Annotated in this window: 16 protein-coding genes and 1 tRNA gene; 9 read left to right on the top strand and 8 right to left on the bottom strand. The window is 59.3% G+C overall.

What is annotated here, in order from left to right; translation table 11 throughout:
* Positions 1-12: 12 nt before the first annotated feature.
* Together I6E58_RS04860 and I6E58_RS04865 are read right to left on the bottom strand one after the other, a co-directional pair.
* The gene (locus I6E58_RS04860; RefSeq protein WP_197130998.1) at positions 13-1,869 is read right to left on the bottom strand and encodes a helicase-associated domain-containing protein; all 1,857 of its coding nucleotides are present in this window, start codon (positions 1,867-1,869) and stop codon (positions 13-15) included.
* Complete coding sequence (locus I6E58_RS04865; protein ID WP_246837405.1) at positions 1,856-2,122, bottom strand: hypothetical protein; 267 nt, start codon at positions 2,120-2,122, stop codon at positions 1,856-1,858. Before I6E58_RS04865 ends, I6E58_RS04860 begins: the two co-directional genes overlap by 14 nt.
* 64 nt (positions 2,123-2,186) lie before the next feature.
* Between I6E58_RS04865 and I6E58_RS04870 the strand changes: the two genes are divergently transcribed.
* Both I6E58_RS04870 and I6E58_RS04875 read left to right on the top strand, forming a co-directional pair.
* Positions 2,187-2,570 (top strand): cold-shock protein, encoded by a 384-nt coding sequence (locus I6E58_RS04870; RefSeq protein ID WP_100388389.1) that lies wholly within the window; start codon positions 2,187-2,189, stop codon positions 2,568-2,570.
* Positions 2,563-3,225 carry a DUF3027 domain-containing protein gene (locus I6E58_RS04875; RefSeq protein WP_197131001.1) on the top strand — a complete coding sequence of 221 codons (663 nt, stop codon included), beginning with the start codon at positions 2,563-2,565 and terminating at the stop codon, positions 3,223-3,225. Before I6E58_RS04870 ends, I6E58_RS04875 begins: the two co-directional genes overlap by 8 nt.
* On the opposite strand, the gene I6E58_RS04880 is transcribed toward I6E58_RS04875, so the two are convergent.
* Positions 3,222-3,467, bottom strand: a complete 246-nt coding sequence (locus tag I6E58_RS04880; RefSeq protein ID WP_197131004.1) for a DUF2530 domain-containing protein — start codon at positions 3,465-3,467, stop codon at positions 3,222-3,224. The genes I6E58_RS04875 and I6E58_RS04880 overlap by 4 nt on opposite strands.
* Before the next feature lie 9 nt (positions 3,468-3,476).
* Entirely contained in the window at positions 3,477-4,589 is a 1,113-nt protein-coding gene (gene serC / locus I6E58_RS04885) for a phosphoserine transaminase (RefSeq protein ID WP_197131006.1), read from the bottom strand.
* Between the two features lie 40 nt (positions 4,590-4,629).
* On the opposite strand from serC, the gene I6E58_RS04890 reads away from it, so the two are divergent.
* The 4 genes from I6E58_RS04890 (at position 4,630) to I6E58_RS04905 (ending at position 7,749) form a co-directional block, all read left to right on the top strand.
* Complete coding sequence (locus tag I6E58_RS04890; protein ID WP_197131008.1) at positions 4,630-5,331, top strand: metal-dependent transcriptional regulator; 702 nt, start codon at positions 4,630-4,632, stop codon at positions 5,329-5,331.
* 336 nt (positions 5,332-5,667) lie between these two features.
* On the top strand, positions 5,668-6,165 hold the full coding sequence (locus tag I6E58_RS04895; protein WP_129072028.1) for an HNH endonuclease: 498 nt from the start codon (positions 5,668-5,670) through the stop codon (positions 6,163-6,165).
* An 89-nt stretch (positions 6,166-6,254) separates the two neighbouring features.
* Positions 6,255-7,307, top strand: coding sequence for a CHAP domain-containing protein (locus tag I6E58_RS04900; protein ID WP_197131010.1), 1,053 nt, complete (start codon positions 6,255-6,257; stop codon positions 7,305-7,307).
* A 67-nt stretch (positions 7,308-7,374) separates the two neighbouring features.
* The gene (locus I6E58_RS04905; protein WP_197131012.1) at positions 7,375-7,749 is read left to right on the top strand and encodes a hypothetical protein; all 375 of its coding nucleotides are present in this window, start codon (positions 7,375-7,377) and stop codon (positions 7,747-7,749) included.
* Positions 7,750-7,811: 62 nt separating this feature from the next.
* On the opposite strand, the gene I6E58_RS04910 is transcribed toward I6E58_RS04905, so the two are convergent.
* The gene (locus I6E58_RS04910; RefSeq protein ID WP_197131014.1) at positions 7,812-8,516 is read right to left on the bottom strand and encodes an SDR family oxidoreductase; all 705 of its coding nucleotides are present in this window, start codon (positions 8,514-8,516) and stop codon (positions 7,812-7,814) included.
* A gap of 81 nt (positions 8,517-8,597) precedes the next feature.
* Here I6E58_RS04910 and I6E58_RS04915 point away from each other — a divergent pair.
* Positions 8,598-8,669, top strand: a tRNA-Arg gene (locus tag I6E58_RS04915).
* A gap of 661 nt (positions 8,670-9,330) precedes the next feature.
* Here I6E58_RS04915 and I6E58_RS04920 read toward each other — a convergent pair.
* The 3 genes from I6E58_RS04920 to I6E58_RS04930 all read right to left on the bottom strand — a co-directional run bounded on the left by I6E58_RS04920 (position 9,331) and on the right by I6E58_RS04930 (position 11,811).
* Positions 9,331-9,894, bottom strand: coding sequence for a DDE-type integrase/transposase/recombinase (locus I6E58_RS04920; protein WP_197131016.1), 564 nt, complete (start codon positions 9,892-9,894; stop codon positions 9,331-9,333).
* A gap of 280 nt (positions 9,895-10,174) precedes the next feature.
* Positions 10,175-10,459 carry a hypothetical protein gene (locus I6E58_RS04925; RefSeq protein ID WP_197131019.1) on the bottom strand — a complete coding sequence of 95 codons (285 nt, stop codon included), beginning with the start codon at positions 10,457-10,459 and terminating at the stop codon, positions 10,175-10,177.
* Positions 10,460-11,100: 641 nt separating this feature from the next.
* Positions 11,101-11,811 carry a GntR family transcriptional regulator gene (locus tag I6E58_RS04930; RefSeq protein ID WP_197131022.1) on the bottom strand — a complete coding sequence of 237 codons (711 nt, stop codon included), beginning with the start codon at positions 11,809-11,811 and terminating at the stop codon, positions 11,101-11,103.
* Between the two features lie 141 nt (positions 11,812-11,952).
* Between I6E58_RS04930 and I6E58_RS04935 the strand changes: the two genes are divergently transcribed.
* Positions 11,953-13,581, top strand: a complete 1,629-nt coding sequence (locus I6E58_RS04935) for an ABC transporter substrate-binding protein (RefSeq protein ID WP_197131025.1) — start codon at positions 11,953-11,955, stop codon at positions 13,579-13,581.
* A gap of 19 nt (positions 13,582-13,600) precedes the next feature.
* A complete protein-coding gene (locus tag I6E58_RS04940) occupies positions 13,601-14,695 on the top strand; it encodes an ABC transporter ATP-binding protein (protein ID WP_197131027.1) in 1,095 nt (364 codons plus the stop codon).
* The last annotated feature ends 27 nt before the right edge of the window (positions 14,696-14,722 follow it).

Here is a 14,722-nt window from a genome sequence, read left to right on the forward strand (position 1 = left end):
ACGCCCGGATGCTTAGCGTTCGGTGGTCGCTTCCACCGCTACGATGCTCTTCAACGGCAAAGTTCGCTCGATATCCGCCGCACGGTCAAGCCCCCGCATTCGGCCGGCAGCGACGCTCGACGGTTCGAGCGTGTACTCGACCTCGCGGTCATCCGGCATTTTAACGGTCACTCGAAGCAGTAGCTTGTTGCGGATGGCGACCTCAATTTGCCGGGACAACCACGCTTGGTCTTCGTCGCCGGTTGCTCCACCCTGACCGTTGCGTAGCTTGACGAGCAGCTGTTCAGGGGCGGAGTCGTGTGCCTCGTCGGGAGTGGCGGTGCTCACTTGATCGCGGCGCAGCGACAGAATCTGACCTTCAGCGTCTTCGGCAGCAACGGGGTAGCGCGCGTCGCTGAGCGACCAGAACAGTTGCTCGACTCCAAAGCGAGAAACGAGTCGAGCACCTTCGCGGCGCAGCCCAAATGGACCAAAGTTGGGGTCGACCGCAATCGATTGCAGCATCACCGAATCGGGAGAGGACACGTAGCTGCCACCGGCGCTGTTCACGCCAACACGAACGAGGCCGTGGCGTGCTGCCGCCTCGTTGAGCAGATAGTCAACCGGTTGAGGAACACCCGTCAGCGAGATCTCGGCCAAGAAGCTGCGCATGCCCTCGAGGGTTTCGCCCAACGTCATTGCATGATGCAAGCTCGAACGGGAGATGCGATACGTGGATGCCAGAGCACGCGTCTCGACATCGGCGATCACGCGCAGCCGGGCATCCAGTTGCGGGGCCAACGGACCGGGCGAGATCACGGTGAGATCGGGCTGAACGTAGACCTGGTGAACTTCGTTGGGAAAGCTCTCTGCCATCACCGCCGCGGCCTCGGCCGGTGAGCGAGTCAGCAGGGCAATTCCAGCACTGCTCGGTAGCTGTTCGGCGGTGACACCCAGGAGGCGGGCGTCACGGGCGTAGCGACGCAGGCGTTGGAGCATGGCATCGACGCCGGCCGGGAACAACCACCGCACGTAGTCTTCAACGCCGCTTCCCCAGAAGCTCTGCACGCGGTCAGCGAGGATCGTGCGGATGTTGTCGGGCACGCCTTGCTGCCATGCCTCGGCAAGGTGCACCCAGCGGTCAGCAGCCCCGCGGGCCATCCACTCGGCAGCGGCGGCGGTGGGCATCCACTGGGCGTTAGTCGTTGCGATGAGCCCGGCACGTTCCGCGATGTCGACGAGCCCGGCAACCTTGTCGAGCGGAACGGACATGGACGCTGCCAGTCGCTTCGAGTCGGGAAGCGAGACGCCGCCGCGAGCCAGATCGCGCACCGGACTCGACCGCAATTGATTGATGAGCTCGGTGACTTCGTTGGTGGTGGAGAAGGCGTTCTCTGCCGCAATACTGTCGGTGCTGTCGCGCTGCGACGGTTCAACCGAGGTGAGGGTCGACGGCGGTGGGGTCTCCAGTAGCTCGCCCGTGGTGGGAAGGTCGTCGAACGGCCAGCCCGCGAGCTGGTCAGTGACGCCGTCAGGGGCGCTGTAACGGCCAGCCCGATGGATGAGCAGGGCGAGGCTCACGAGTCGGTCTAAGCGCCGCTGAACGGCGAGCTCATCAGCACCGAAGTGCCCGAGCGCAGCGGCGACCTCGGCGGCGGAGAGTGACGCGGTATCAGCGATCACAGCGAGAGTCGCGAGCGTGGGGCGGTCGAGTGTGCTGAGAACGCGTTCGACCGAGGTGGGCTGCTGCAGGGCATCCGCTAGATCAAAGAAATCGCTCACGGAGTTGGCGCGCACGACACGCGAGCGCAACAACTCAAGAAGGTGGTTGTCGTCTAATGCGCGCAATTGTGCGGCGAGCAGCAGAGCGGCATCGCTAATTGTGGCCATTCCGGTACTCACGTTGGCGGCGGCGCCCGTTCAGCACCACGAGGGTGATGATGAACACCACGCCCAAAGGCAAGGCAAATTGAGGCATAGTTATCACAGCGGGCCATATACCGTTATCGAATTCGGTTTGGCCCAGTGCAGTAGCGACGACTACGGCAACGAAGCTAAGCACAGCGAGTGCGATCGAGAAGGCGACGAGGTAGGCGAGCACACGCTCGATACGAAGGTCGCGTTCAGTTGAGTGATTTGTCACGTAGACAAGGATACGCGCCCGTTTACGTTCTAAGCTTGAGTCACGATTACAAAGGAGCATGCCCATGCCTACCGGCAAGGTTAAGTTTTACGACGACGAGAAGGGTTTTGGCTTCATCATGAGTGATGAAGGCCAAGAGGTCTTTTTGCACGCCTCAGCGTTGCCCGCGGGCACGACTGGGGTTAAAGCAGGTACTCGCCTAGAGTTCGGTATTGCTGACGGTAAAAAGGGTGCTCAGGCACTCTCAGTTCGAGTCATGGATGCTCCTGCGAGCATGACAAAGATCAACCGCAAGCCCGCCGATGACATGGCCGTGATCATTGAAGATCTGGTCAAGCTCATGGACGGCATCGGTTCCGGCCTCAAGCGAGGTCGTTACCCCGATAAGGCGCACGGCGCCAAAATTGCCTCAATGCTGCGAAAGGTAGCGGACGAACTCGATGCCTAATAGCCAGTACGAGAAGCTTGCTCGGGGAGCACTCCTCGAGATCACCACCGACGCATCGATTGGCGCGCTCGTGGGTGAGCAGGTCGAGAGCGACGGCACCGTTTCGGTGCTGTTCGCATCTGCCCTGCTGGGCTACCCGGGCTGGAACTGGACTGTGAGCGTTGCCCACGTCGAGGGCGAAGAGCCGACCATTCTTGAGGCTGAGCTCATGCCGGCCCAAGGTGCACTGCTTTCGCCCGATTGGGTGCCGTGGTCAGAACGTCTTGCTGACTACAAAGCAGCGCAGGCCGCTACAGAAGCTGCGGATGCCGAAAAGGCTGCTGCAGAAGAAGTCGATGACGACGATGATGACGACGACGATGACGAATTCGGGTCCTCCGTATTGCACGGCGGCGACCTTGACGGAGTCGACATCGACGCATCGGATGATGATGACGATGAGTCGGATGATGATGATGATGACGATGAGTCGGATGATGACGACGACGACGATGATGACGATGAGTCGGATGACGACGACGACGATGATGACGACGAGTCGGATGACGATGACGACGAGGAGTCGGACGACGACTACGACACCGGCGCTTTTCGCGGCGGCGACCACGAAGGCGTCAGTATCGATGACCTCGACGAGTCAGATGAAGAAGACTAGCGCGACTTCTTTCCGCGCCTAAGGTGCGTGTAGATCAGTCCGATAAGGCCGAGCACAAGCCCGGCCACGGCGCTCCACAACCACCAGAGGTTGCCGGCCTCGTTGAGCGGCTCGATAAAGAGCAGCAACACAGCGAGGCCGAGCACCCACAAGCCCATGCCCGCAAGCATTGCCTTGCGGTCGTCGGTCTGCACCGGCTCAGGGTCGGGCCGGCGCTCTGAGTCTTTCAACCAGATACGCACGGTTTCAGATTAGTGGCTGTTCGCGATCACGTAGTCGATCGATGAGACCAACTGGCGTACGTCATCCGGTTCGATGGCAACGAAGGTGGCCACGCGCAGCTGGTTGCGACCGAGCTTGCGGTACGGGTTGGTGTCGACGATGCCATTTGCCCGCAACGTCTTGTCGATAGCCGTGGCATCGATGGAGTCGTCGAAGTCAACCGTGACAACAACCTGCGAGCGGTGCTCCGGGTTGGTGACGAACGGCGTCGCGACGTCGCTGGCGGCAGCCCAGTTGTAAAGAACCGACGATGATTCGCGCGTGCGGGCATCCGCCCAGGCCAACCCGCCGTTGTCGTTGATCCAGTCGATCTGGTTCTCGAGCAGCAGCAATGTGCTGAGCGCGGGAGTGTTGAGGGTCTGGTTCAGGCGTGAGTTGTCGATCGCGTTCTTGAGCGACAGGAACTCGGGGATGTAACGACCCGAGGCCGCAATGCGTTCGACGCGCTCGATAGCGGCGGGGGAGAAGAGGGCGAACCAGAGGCCACCGTCTGACGCGAAGTTCTTTTGCGGGGCGAAGTAGTAGACGTCGGCCTGGTTGGCATCGAACTGAATGCCGCCGGCTGCGCTCGTCGCGTCAACAACCGTCAGAACGTTCGAGTCGTCGAAACGGCGAACCGGAGCCATCACGCCGGTGGAAGTCTCGTTGTGCGGGTACGCAAACACGTCGGCACCGTTAATGTCGTCGAGGTCTGCGAACGACCCGCCCGGGGCGGAAACTACGTGAGGCGATTCGAGGTGAGGTGCAGCGGCTGCCTTCGCGAACTTGGAGCCGAACTCTCCGAAGGAAAGGTGGGCGCTGCGGCGCTCGATCAGGGCGAAGGCTGCGGCATCCCAGAACGCCGTTGAACCGCCATTGCCCATGACAACTTCATAGCCTTCGGGAATCTGGAAAAGCTCGCCGAGGCCTGTACGTACACGGCCCACGAGGTCGCGAACGGGTGCTTGACGGTGAGACGTGCCGAGGATGGTGCGCGAGGCGGACACCAAGTGTTCGACCTGTTCGGGGCGCACTTTGGAAGGTCCGCATCCGAATCGTCCGTCGGCGGGAAGGAGGTCGCTGGGAATCGTCAGGCTAGCCATACGTCCGATTCTATTGGCCAGTACGGGCTAGTCTTGTTTCATGACCGATCTCGTTGACACCACCGAGATGTACCTGCGCACGATTCTTGACCTTGAAGAAGAGAACATCGTGCCTTTGCGGGCCCGCATCTCCGAACGTCTCGGCCACTCTGGGCCGACCGTTTCACAAACTATCGGCCGCATGGAACGTGACGGCCTTGTCGTCGTCGAAGGCGACCGCCACCTCGAATTCACCGAGGAGGGTCGCCGCCGGGCTACGCAAGTCATGCGCAAGCACCGCCTCGCTGAGCGGCTTCTCGCCGATGTCATTGGCCTCGATTGGGCGCTCGTTCACGACGAAGCGTGCCGGTGGGAGCACGTCATGAGCGAGCAGGTAGAGCGCAAGCTCATCGAAATGCTCGATCACCCCACGGAGTCGCCCTACGGCAATCCGATTCCCGGGCTCGAAGAATTGGGTGGCACCGCTGCTCCCTCGTTCAGCGCGGGCATGGTGAACATTGTGGAGCTCGTCGCCAAAGCGACTGCTCCTGTCGTTGGCCGCATTCGCCGGCTGGGGGAGCCGGTGCAGTTCGAGCCCGAACTGCTGCAGCAGCTCTTCACCGCTGGTGTCATGCCGGGCAAGACAGCCACTTTTGCCGCGGCTGACACCTATGTAGCGGTCACCGTGGAGGGCTTCGGAGAGGGCCTTGAGCTGCCCAACGAGGTAGCCGTGCACATCTTCGTAGAGAAGCCGTCGGCGTAATTTTCTGAATTCTCTGTTTACCGGGGCGTCACCGTCTCGTCATTCAATTCGGCGTGCCCGCGCGCAGTCGCATCCCAAAATTGGGTTAGCCTGTAGCCCTTGGAGTTCACGAATGAACCGGAGAATCGCATGTTAGGTAGGTGCAGCATCCAAACCGTGGATGCGCGTGCCCACTTCGACATACGACACAGCAGTACTGTGCGCGGCAGTTTTCGCGCGCTGAATCACTAGGCATCGTCTTACGACGGTGCCTTTTTGTGTTTCTGCCTCCTTTTCGCTGAATTTCAGGGAAGTCGATTGCCTGCAAGCCGTGCAGGCTCTTTCGAGAGGATGAGAATGCGCACTTTGGTCCTGAACGCCGGCTACGAGCCGCTCGCGGTCGTGTCTTTTAAGCGAGCGATCGTGCTCGTGCTGAATCAGAAGGCGACGATTGTCGCGGCCGATTCGGAGCATCCAGTCTGGGGCTCCACGGGAGCGTGGGAGAGACCGTCGGTCATCATCTTGCGCAATTATGTTCGCATTCCCTCAACGCGAAGGCTGCCGGTCTCGCGCCGCGGAGTGCTGCGGCGAGATGGCCACCGCTGCGGGTATTGCGGCGGTTCGGCGAACACCATCGACCACGTCATGCCGCGGTCGCGCGGCGGCGAAGACTCGTGGGAGAACTTAGTCGCGTGCTGCCTGCGTTGTAACAACGTGAAGAGCAATCGCACGCCTGCCGAGATGAAGTGGCGCCTGCTCATTAAGCCACGGCCGCCGCACACGAGCGCATGGCTTGTTAGGGGAATTGAAAGGGCACTCCCAGACTGGGAAGAATATTTGGCTCCGGCGGCATAACTGTTATGCTGTTGTGATTATTCCCGTTGTTCGAGAGTTGCCCTAGTTTCTTCTCGAACGTGCCATCTTAAGGTTCCCGATTGTCGCGTATGTCACCGAGTAGTACGGATGATTTCGGCGTGCCTTCGGTGAACCCCGCGGGTGAGACGCCCGTCTATCTTTCGCGTCGCGAAGCGCGGGCAGCTCGCGAAGCCGCAGAGAAGGGCGCTCCGGCCACAGCCATGAGCGTCGTGCCCGCGGTTGCGGTATCGGCTGAAGTCGTTGTGACGTCTGAGATTGCTGTCCCCGCTATCCCGAGCGCACCAGTGGCCGTCGCTCACAGCGTGACCCCTGCACCTTACGTACCCACTGCGTTCGCGAGCAGTGCTCCTTCTCGCATTCCCGCGGCACTTAAGCCGAAAACCAAGCGGGCTCGCACCAACCCTCTACGGGCGGTTGCCTCGATGGCCGTCATCGGTGGTCTCTTCGCCGTCGCGGGCTTGCCGGCGTATAGCGCGTCCGGGTTCATGTCAGACGAAGGAGTGGTAACGGCTGCCTCGGCTTCGACCTCGACTTCCGCTTTGGGATTCGCCGATGTTAAACCGGCTAGCGTTCAATCGGTTACGGTCAGCGCCGAACTTGACTTGCCGGTGCTCGAGCGCGATCAGTTCTCCGCGACTTCGCCCGAGGATCTCGAACAAATTCGTCAGCAAGCGGCGATTGCCGAAGCTAATTCCCTCTACGTCGCATCTGGCGCGCAAGCCTTGGGCGATGACTACCCGTGGCCGACCGCCGACGACACGCTTTCACCGCTCAACTACTACTACCGACAGTGCACCGACTTTGTGGCCTGGCGACTCAACCGTGATGTCGGTTCTTTCGCAGCCCCCTTCCGCTGGGCATGGTCAGACTTGACGCCGAACGGCGGAGACGCCTACCAGTGGAAATCTGCCTGGGAAGCGCACGGTTGGACAGTCAGCGACGCACCGGTCGCTGGAGCAGTAGCTTGGTTTGGCTGGGACAACCACGTTGCCTATGTCAAACAGGTCAACTCCGACGGTTCAGTGCTCCTCGAAGAGTACAACTACGTATACCGCTCGTACGGTCAGCGCACGCTGCAGCCGAGCGAAGTAGAAGCTTTCCTTTACCCTCCCGGGCAGTAACGTCTGACATCCTCGACAGGGCGAAGGCTTCTAGTTCGCTTGCGATCGCTTAGGTATAGTCGCAAGAGTGAATGAAAAAGACTTGCTTGGATTGTGGTCCGGCGCGCGGTTGCACATTATCGTGGCTCAGTTCGCCCCAACTTTTCTGCTGACCGTGGTCATTACCGCGCTGTCTCTCGGCGGGGATGAGTTCGGTTCTCTGCCCACCAAGGTTGCGGCGGCAGGTGTCTTGTTGGCATCCGGAATTCTCGGGGCGGTTGCTCAGTACACGTCGGCGAGTGAGGCGCAGGCGATCGCTCTCGAAATGCGCAGCCTCAGCGACCCGTCGCTCGTGATCAAGCAGATCATCAGCACGGCGTGGTGGACGCTCATCGTCAAGTACGTCACGCCGGCGATTTTCACGCTGATCTACGCCGCCATCCTCTGGCAACTTTTTCTCTAGCGCCCGGAGCTTTGCTTCGGTGCCGCAATCGGATTGTGGAGCTCGCTACGCTTCAGACCCGACTACAGCGTGGTGTTGAATGCTCCGCTGGGTAGGTCCTTCTCGCCTTGAATGATCGCATCAACGATGCGACGAGCTACGTAGTCGGGTTCCATGCCCTGAGGCATCCGCGGAGCCTCGCCTTGGATGGGTCGTGTGGCCAACCCCGTCTCGGTGTGACCGGGGCGTGCATCCAAGAGTCGCACTCCCTCGCGACGTAATTCGCGGCCGGCGGCCTGACCGAACGCAGCTAGAGCAGCCTTCGACGCCGAGTAAGTGGCCATGTTCGCGGTGGGACTTTCGCTCACGATACCGCTCAGCGTGACGAAGAAGGGTTCTCTCTGAGCGGCAGCAGAGTCGAGGAGCGCGGAGTGCGCAGCGCGGAGCAAGCTAATCGGCGCCGCGGTATTAACCGCAAAGAGGTCATCGACGGTGTCGACGGAGGCGAGCGCGGCCGGTCCGAAGGCGACCAGCCCCGCGGCGTTGACGACGCCGTCGAGCTGTCCATAAGCGTCTAGCGCCGCGGCCACCAGAGCGTCGGCAGCAGCCGGATCACGCAGGTCGGCATACACAGAAGTACCGAGCGCGGCAGTAGCTGTGCCCGACGCTTCCGATCGCGCGTGAAGAGTGAGGCGGGCCCCTTCGTCGGCCAAGCATCGCGCGACCGCTGAACCTAGGCCTCCCGATGACCCAACAACGAGAATTGATAATCCGCTCAGTGAAATCATGAACTGACGATACTGACTTTCCTTGAGAGCCGGCTGGTGTGCCGTCTGCGGCCAGAGCTCTCCGCTACACTCGAATCGCCAGCCTCTGTAGCTCAACGGAAGAGCAACTCCGTCCTAAGGAGCAGGTTGGGGGTTCGAATCCCTCCAGGGGCACTTTCTATTCGCGCATCCATCCCTTGTAAACGCTGGGATACAAGGGCCTTCGTTCGCGGGGCGTTTAGAGTTTGCCCGAATTTTGCCCCATTCCACGAAGGTTGCGGTGATCCAGCGGCGTTGGAGACGTCCTATTTTTTGGTTCTTCATCGTGTCGCCGTTGGCTAGAGCCCTGTTGCAAGGTCCGCGTTCGGCACCGTTTTTGAAAGAGGCGAATTGAGGGGCGTAGATATCCTTAAGAGATCGTGCGAATTTAGGAGGCTTGGCACGCTCAGGCTCTAAGGGAAGTCTTCCGACTGGCCTTCTTCGCTAGGTGGCTCGTCGAAATCGGTGCGACGGTGTTTTTGGTGGACATTCGTGACCAACCCCGGGGCTTAACGGACACGGAAATCTCGGAGTAGCTTCGCGGGCTCCAAACCTGCAGGCACTCGGCACCCACGGCTAGCGGCAAACTGCTGTGGAAATCGGGGGACATACGCGCACTGAATTCAAGCGGTCATTGCAGCAGAAGGTTTCCGATCAGGTCGATCGGCTTCTCGAACTTTAAGCGGTCGCGCGGTCGATCGTTGAGTTCTCGGGTGACTCAGTTGAGGTCTTTGTCGGAGCGGATGGAAAGGTCCGTGCCCTTGTGGAAATACCGGCGCAGCAACGCGTTGGGGCCTCATTGCTGGGGAGCGTGCGAGGCACCGAAGTCGATATCGGTGTCCGCATCGACGCTGGCGGTTTTCCAGTCCCGTATCTCCGGGCCCTGATTCCACGCCAATGCATGGCGCAGGTAATCAGGCTTTTTCATCTTTGCTATCACCGCGTCCCGAGCCTGTTCGGGTTTGTAACCATCGGGCAGGTGAAGGAGCATCGAGTAGTGCCCCATGGATCCGGTGATCCCTGATTTCCGCAATAACTCGACGAATTTCCGGGAACGAAACTGAGATCCTCGATCCGAATGAAGCATCGTACCCACCGGGTTGCGGGGCGCGACAGCGTTGCGAAGTGCCGCCACTGTTGGGTCAGCGGTCATCCTGGAATCGATCGAATAACCGACGATCCGATTCGAGGCGACGTCATTGATGGTGCACGTATACAGCTTGCCTTCATCGGTCCAATGCTCTGGGATATCCACGGGCCACAGCCGATTCAATGTGGCCGCGGTGAAATCGCGCAGTACGAGATCGTCGTGCACCGGCGGACCGGTACTCCCATTCAGGCCACGCTTCTTCAAGAACACGCCCCACGGACGCTGCTCGGAACACAACCGCACTCACTCCGCTCCGATGCCCGCAGCCCTGATTCGGCTTCAGCCTCATAGGAGATTAGTAGATCTCCGAACCCGGGCTCATCACGGTGAAGATCCACCGCGGCGTTCGCCAGGTGGGCGTTGTCCCAGTCTCGCCTCGAAACAGGTTTTGCCCTCCACTCGAAGAACGCTTGTTTCGAGAACTTCAACGCCCGGCAGGCCACCGCGATCGAAATCTGATCAGCAGCCAAGTCGAGAACCAGCGTGAACATCAATTCGGGAGCGACGCCTGCGACAGATACGCGGCAGCCCGGCGCAGGATTTCGACCAGTTGTTCCAGCAGCCGGATGTGCTTCTTCGCTTCCCGAAGCTCCGTAGTCTCGGTCTGGGTGGCACATCGTCTGACCCCGTCTTCCACATCAGCGATCTTCAGACGACGTTGTAGATACGACTTGGAGATTCCGAAGTCTTTCGCGATGCGACTGACCGGGGCTGCGGCCTTCCGGGCGACCGCGACCATGTCGCGACGGAACTTTTTCGGAAATGCTCTCGGCACGTTGACCATCCTTCCGTGAAAACCAAAATTCTCACAGTGTTGAAGTCAACCAAACCGACATCAGACCCCGTGGCCGATAGCGAAGCGCTTCAGCGCGAGCTGGGTGGTCTGAAAATGCCTTAGTTGCTCACAGGGTCCCTTCTGCGCTAATCGTGATCCGCTGGATGCGCTTTGCCCATTTTCTACGAAGGCCCCGTTCGCGATTGGTTCGGCATCGGTGAATCTGAGTCATAGCTCCTCGCGGCATTGTGTTGCAGCGGCCTGCGGAACGTGGCGTGGGCGTCATCGTTTTTCAATCGCCAATCGCCAATTGCCGTACGGCATTACGCGCGCCGTGAGGTGAGATAGCGCCCGAACGGCACATAAGCAGGCCTTCATCGACGGCGAAGCCGCAAGTGACTGGCTTGCCTGAGGTCGTGCAGAGAGAGCTATCTCCATTGCGAGAGAACGCGGTCAGGGGTACGCCCGTAGCTCCGAAACGGCATCGTTCAGAACGCTTGGTTGCGCGGACGATTCTTGGTGAATCGCTCGTTGCTCAGCACGCAATCGCCAACCATTTTGGCCACGAAATGCTAGATGCGGATTGGGGAATAAGCGGGTGCGTTCGCGGCGTCGGAGAGGGAGTTCTTCGCCGGAATATATTAGCCTCCTGTGTTTGAGGGCGAGGAAGGGGCGGGAGTGCTCGTCGTGATAACGGATGAATTAACCTGCCTAGTGCTCAAACGCTCGTATGCAGAACGAATATGCAGGTCGATTGTTGCATCGAGAGCTTCGGCCTCACCGCTGGAGAGAAGCTCAAGGAGCTCAGTGTGTTCTGGAACAATGATGCTGTGATAATCATCAACTTGAATTCGTCGCGTCAGCAGGTATAGCGCAACTTGCCATTTAATAGCCTGCCAAGCCGCGTGCAGTCTAGAATGGTCGGCCACGAGAAACACATGTTCATGAAAATCAAGGTCGAGACGAACGAGCTTCTCTTGATGACCGTTCTCCACAGCGTGTCTCATCTCATCGATGATCACTTTCATTGCTCTCACGTCTGCTTGAGTCCTGCGTTCCAGAGCCCTCGCCCACGCCAGCTTCTCGAGTGAGGTCCTGAGGGTAGACAGTTCCAAAAAGTCCTGCGGGCTCAATGTCACGACTGAGGCACCTTTGTAGGGAAGGGAAACGACGAGCCCCTCCTGCTCGAGATGGAATAGCGCTTCGCGAATTGGCGCCCGGCTGACCCCCAAGGAACTCGAAAGATTGACCTCGCTTAGCCGTTGGCCTTGGACGAGTCGGCCCTCGAGGATTTCTTCGCGAAGGCCGGCAACCGCAGCTCCCGCCAGTCCAGTGCGGTTAAGAATTTCCATGGCCAAACTATAGCCGGTCGGACGAAAAACTGCCGATTGTCGACAGTCTTCAATCTGTGATAGCATCGAGCGAAACGATCCTTAGTTCATCGGTTTCTCGCTTCCCCGAGAAGCTGGGCAAACTTCTGACAGGAGCATTCAATGAAATACAAACTGCGGGGCACGTTGCTCAGCGCGGCACTCCTAGTTTCCTTGACCGCTTGTGCCGCCGGCCCAAGCGCGGGCACGGGGGCGGGCCCTTCAGGGGGTGACGAACCACTTTACGGCGGCACAATTACAACGGCTGCAGCATCGGATCCGGAGACCTTTGACCCGGCGGCGTGCACCGGGGCAACCTGCTGGAACATGATGCGGATGATGTTCGATCGTCTCTACGATTATGAGAAGGCCACCAGTGAGCTGAAGTTGCAGGCGGCGGAATCATTCCCAGAGGTTAGCGATGACGGCCTGACCTACACGATCAAAATCAAAGACGGATTGACATTCTCGAATGGTGACTCTCTGACAGCGAACGACGTCGCGTATTCTTTCGCGCGGGTTCTCGACCCCGCCACAAAGGCTGGTCTCGCTGAGTTCTGGCGCGTCATCGCCGGATCGGAGGCTTATGCGGCTAATCCGACTGGGCTTCCAGAAGGGATTGAGGTAGTCGACGATCTGACAATCAAGATCACGCTCAGCTCACCGAGCTCCGCTTTTAAATATGTCATGGCAATGCCTGCAGGTTCCCTAATACCTGAAGGAAGCGGCTCGACCATCGGTAGCGAACCAGTCGGTTCCGGTCCGTTCGTGTTGGCCTCGTTCGAGCCGGGTAAAGAAATTGTGCTGGACAGGAACGACTCCTATTGGGACTCGCCTCGTCCGTATGTCGATAACATCCGCATGCTATTGAACGTCGACCCGGACAACCAGGTGTTGATGCTTCAAAAGGGCGATATCGACCTCATGGGTAGCCCGATTCCTCCGGCGAAGTTCATTCAACTTTCCACCGATCCCGCATTCAAGGATCGACTCATCAAGATTGAGAAGCCAAGCTCATACTTCCTGTCGATGAACGTCAACACACCTCCATTCGACAACCCGAAGGTTCGCGAAGCCGTGTCATATGCTTTCGACCGAAATGCACTGATCAAGCTGATCAGTGGAGAAGGAAAGCCGTCAACGGAGTTCTTGCCGCCTAACGTACTCGGTCACACGGGCGAGAAAATGACCCATGACCAAGACATTGACAAGGCCAAGTTGCTTTTGGCTGAAGCAGGATTTCCTGACGGCTTCCAAACCGAGTTTTACGCATGGAACGTGCCCCCGTTCTCGGGAGTGGCTCCTCAGATCCAGCAGGATCTGAAAGCCATTGGCATCGACGTCAAGCTCGAGACCCTTGCGCCGAATACATTTTTCGAGCTCCTAGGGGCAGGGAAAGCGCCCATGGCGTTGGACTTTTGGGTTGCTGACTTCCCGGAGGGTTCGGACTTCCTCCAAGCCCTTCTGTCTTGTGCCTCGGCTGTTCCTGACGGAACCAACTCTGCCTTCTACTGCAACCCAGAGATGGATGCGCTCGTTAGCGAAGCTCTAGCGCAGACGGACCCGGCTGCTTCAGAAGCAAAGTACAAAGAAGCCTCCGAGCTGATGCTGTCTGAGAACCCCGTTGTTCCGCTCTACTTCGGTACGAAGACAGAGATCGTCGGAGAGAACGTAGGCGGGTACTTTCCGCAGCCGATCTGGGGCTGGGACATCGGAGAGTACTGGAAGCTGGACGGTACGGAGTCGCGCTGATTGATTGGTGCCGCGTGGGTTGGGACAGAGCTCCTCTACCCTCCCAGGCGGCACCCGCTCCTGGACTTTGGTTAACCGGAAGGAAGCGAAAATGGGTGTGTTACTGGAAGTGAATGATCTCGTGGTCGACTTCCCGGCTGCGTCTGGTGTCTTCCACGCGGTAGACGGAGTCTCTTTCTCGGTTGCCGCTGGTGAACGTGTGGGTATTGTGGGGGAGTCAGGATCTGGAAAGTCCCTGACTGTGCAGGCGATCATGCGACTTGTCTCGTCTCCGGGGGTGATCTCTTCAGGGGTGGTCCGATTTGACGACGAAGATGTGCTTTCGTTCGGGACCCGGACCCTCCAGCGTTGGCGTGGCCATCAAGTCGCCATGATCTTTCAGGACCCAATGTCGAGTCTCAATCCGCTAATGCGCATCGGCCTTCAGATCACCGAGTCCCTTGAGACCCACTTAGGGATCAAGCGTAGTGATGCGCGTAAACGTGCTGTCGAGTTGTTGCGCCAGGTCGGCATCACAGATGCTGAAGCACGGATGAACGACTTCCCTGGTGCATTCTCAGGCGGAATGCGGCAACGGGTCTGCATCGCAATCGCCACGGCGTGCGCCCCTCGCCTTCTCATCGCTGATGAGCCAACCACAGCGCTCGATGTCACCGTCCAGGCTCAGGTTCTTGATGTTCTCGACACCATGGTCTCTGAGAGTGACACCGGTGTGATTCTGATCAGCCACGATCTGGGAGTCATTTCAAACTTTTGTGACCGGATCTTGGTGATGTACGCCGGCAGAATTGTCGAACAGGGCAGCGCTGCGCAGATTGTGGGCTCTCCACAGCATCCTTATACTCGAGCGCTGCTTCGCTCCATCCTCAAACTCGCCGATCCCATACCAGAGAGGTTGCGCACGATTGCGGGTGCTCCTTTGCTAGCGGGTCGACGTCCCGCAGGGTGTGCGTTCGCCCCTCGTTGCCCGATGGCAGTAGAGGAATGCCACACGACCGATCCTGCGCTGGTTCCTTTACTGGGTGAGAATGAAACGCGAGGGGTGGCCTGCGGGGTTGTAGCACCGGCCGCGTTCCAAGCTGTCGAATCTCCTAAGGGGGTGAACACGCTGTGACGGGCTCCCACGCGGCAGGTATCGATG

The organism is Salinibacterium sp. SWN1162, from assembly GCF_015864675.1.
Lineage (GTDB): Bacteria > Actinomycetota > Actinomycetes > Actinomycetales > Microbacteriaceae > Rhodoglobus.

Excerpts from the sequence above, each read along its gene's own strand:
- I6E58_RS04860 (WP_197130998.1), bottom strand. The coding sequence starts at position 1,869 with ATGGCCACAATTAGCGATGCCGCTCTGCTGCTCGCCGCACAATTGCGC.
- I6E58_RS04870 (WP_100388389.1), top strand. The coding sequence starts at position 2,187 with ATGCCTACCGGCAAGGTTAAGTTTTACGACGACGAGAAGGGTTTTGGC.
- I6E58_RS04875 (WP_197131001.1), top strand. The coding sequence starts at position 2,563 with ATGCCTAATAGCCAGTACGAGAAGCTTGCTCGGGGAGCACTCCTCGAG.
- serC (WP_197131006.1), bottom strand. The coding sequence starts at position 4,589 with ATGGCTAGCCTGACGATTCCCAGCGACCTCCTTCCCGCCGACGGACGA.
- I6E58_RS04890 (WP_197131008.1), top strand. The coding sequence starts at position 4,630 with ATGACCGATCTCGTTGACACCACCGAGATGTACCTGCGCACGATTCTT.
- I6E58_RS04895 (WP_129072028.1), top strand. The coding sequence starts at position 5,668 with ATGCGCACTTTGGTCCTGAACGCCGGCTACGAGCCGCTCGCGGTCGTG.
- I6E58_RS04900 (WP_197131010.1), top strand. The coding sequence starts at position 6,255 with ATGTCACCGAGTAGTACGGATGATTTCGGCGTGCCTTCGGTGAACCCC.
- I6E58_RS04910 (WP_197131014.1), bottom strand. The coding sequence starts at position 8,516 with ATGATTTCACTGAGCGGATTATCAATTCTCGTTGTTGGGTCATCGGGA.
- I6E58_RS04930 (WP_197131022.1), bottom strand. The coding sequence starts at position 11,811 with ATGGAAATTCTTAACCGCACTGGACTGGCGGGAGCTGCGGTTGCCGGC.
- I6E58_RS04935 (WP_197131025.1), top strand. The coding sequence starts at position 11,953 with ATGAAATACAAACTGCGGGGCACGTTGCTCAGCGCGGCACTCCTAGTT.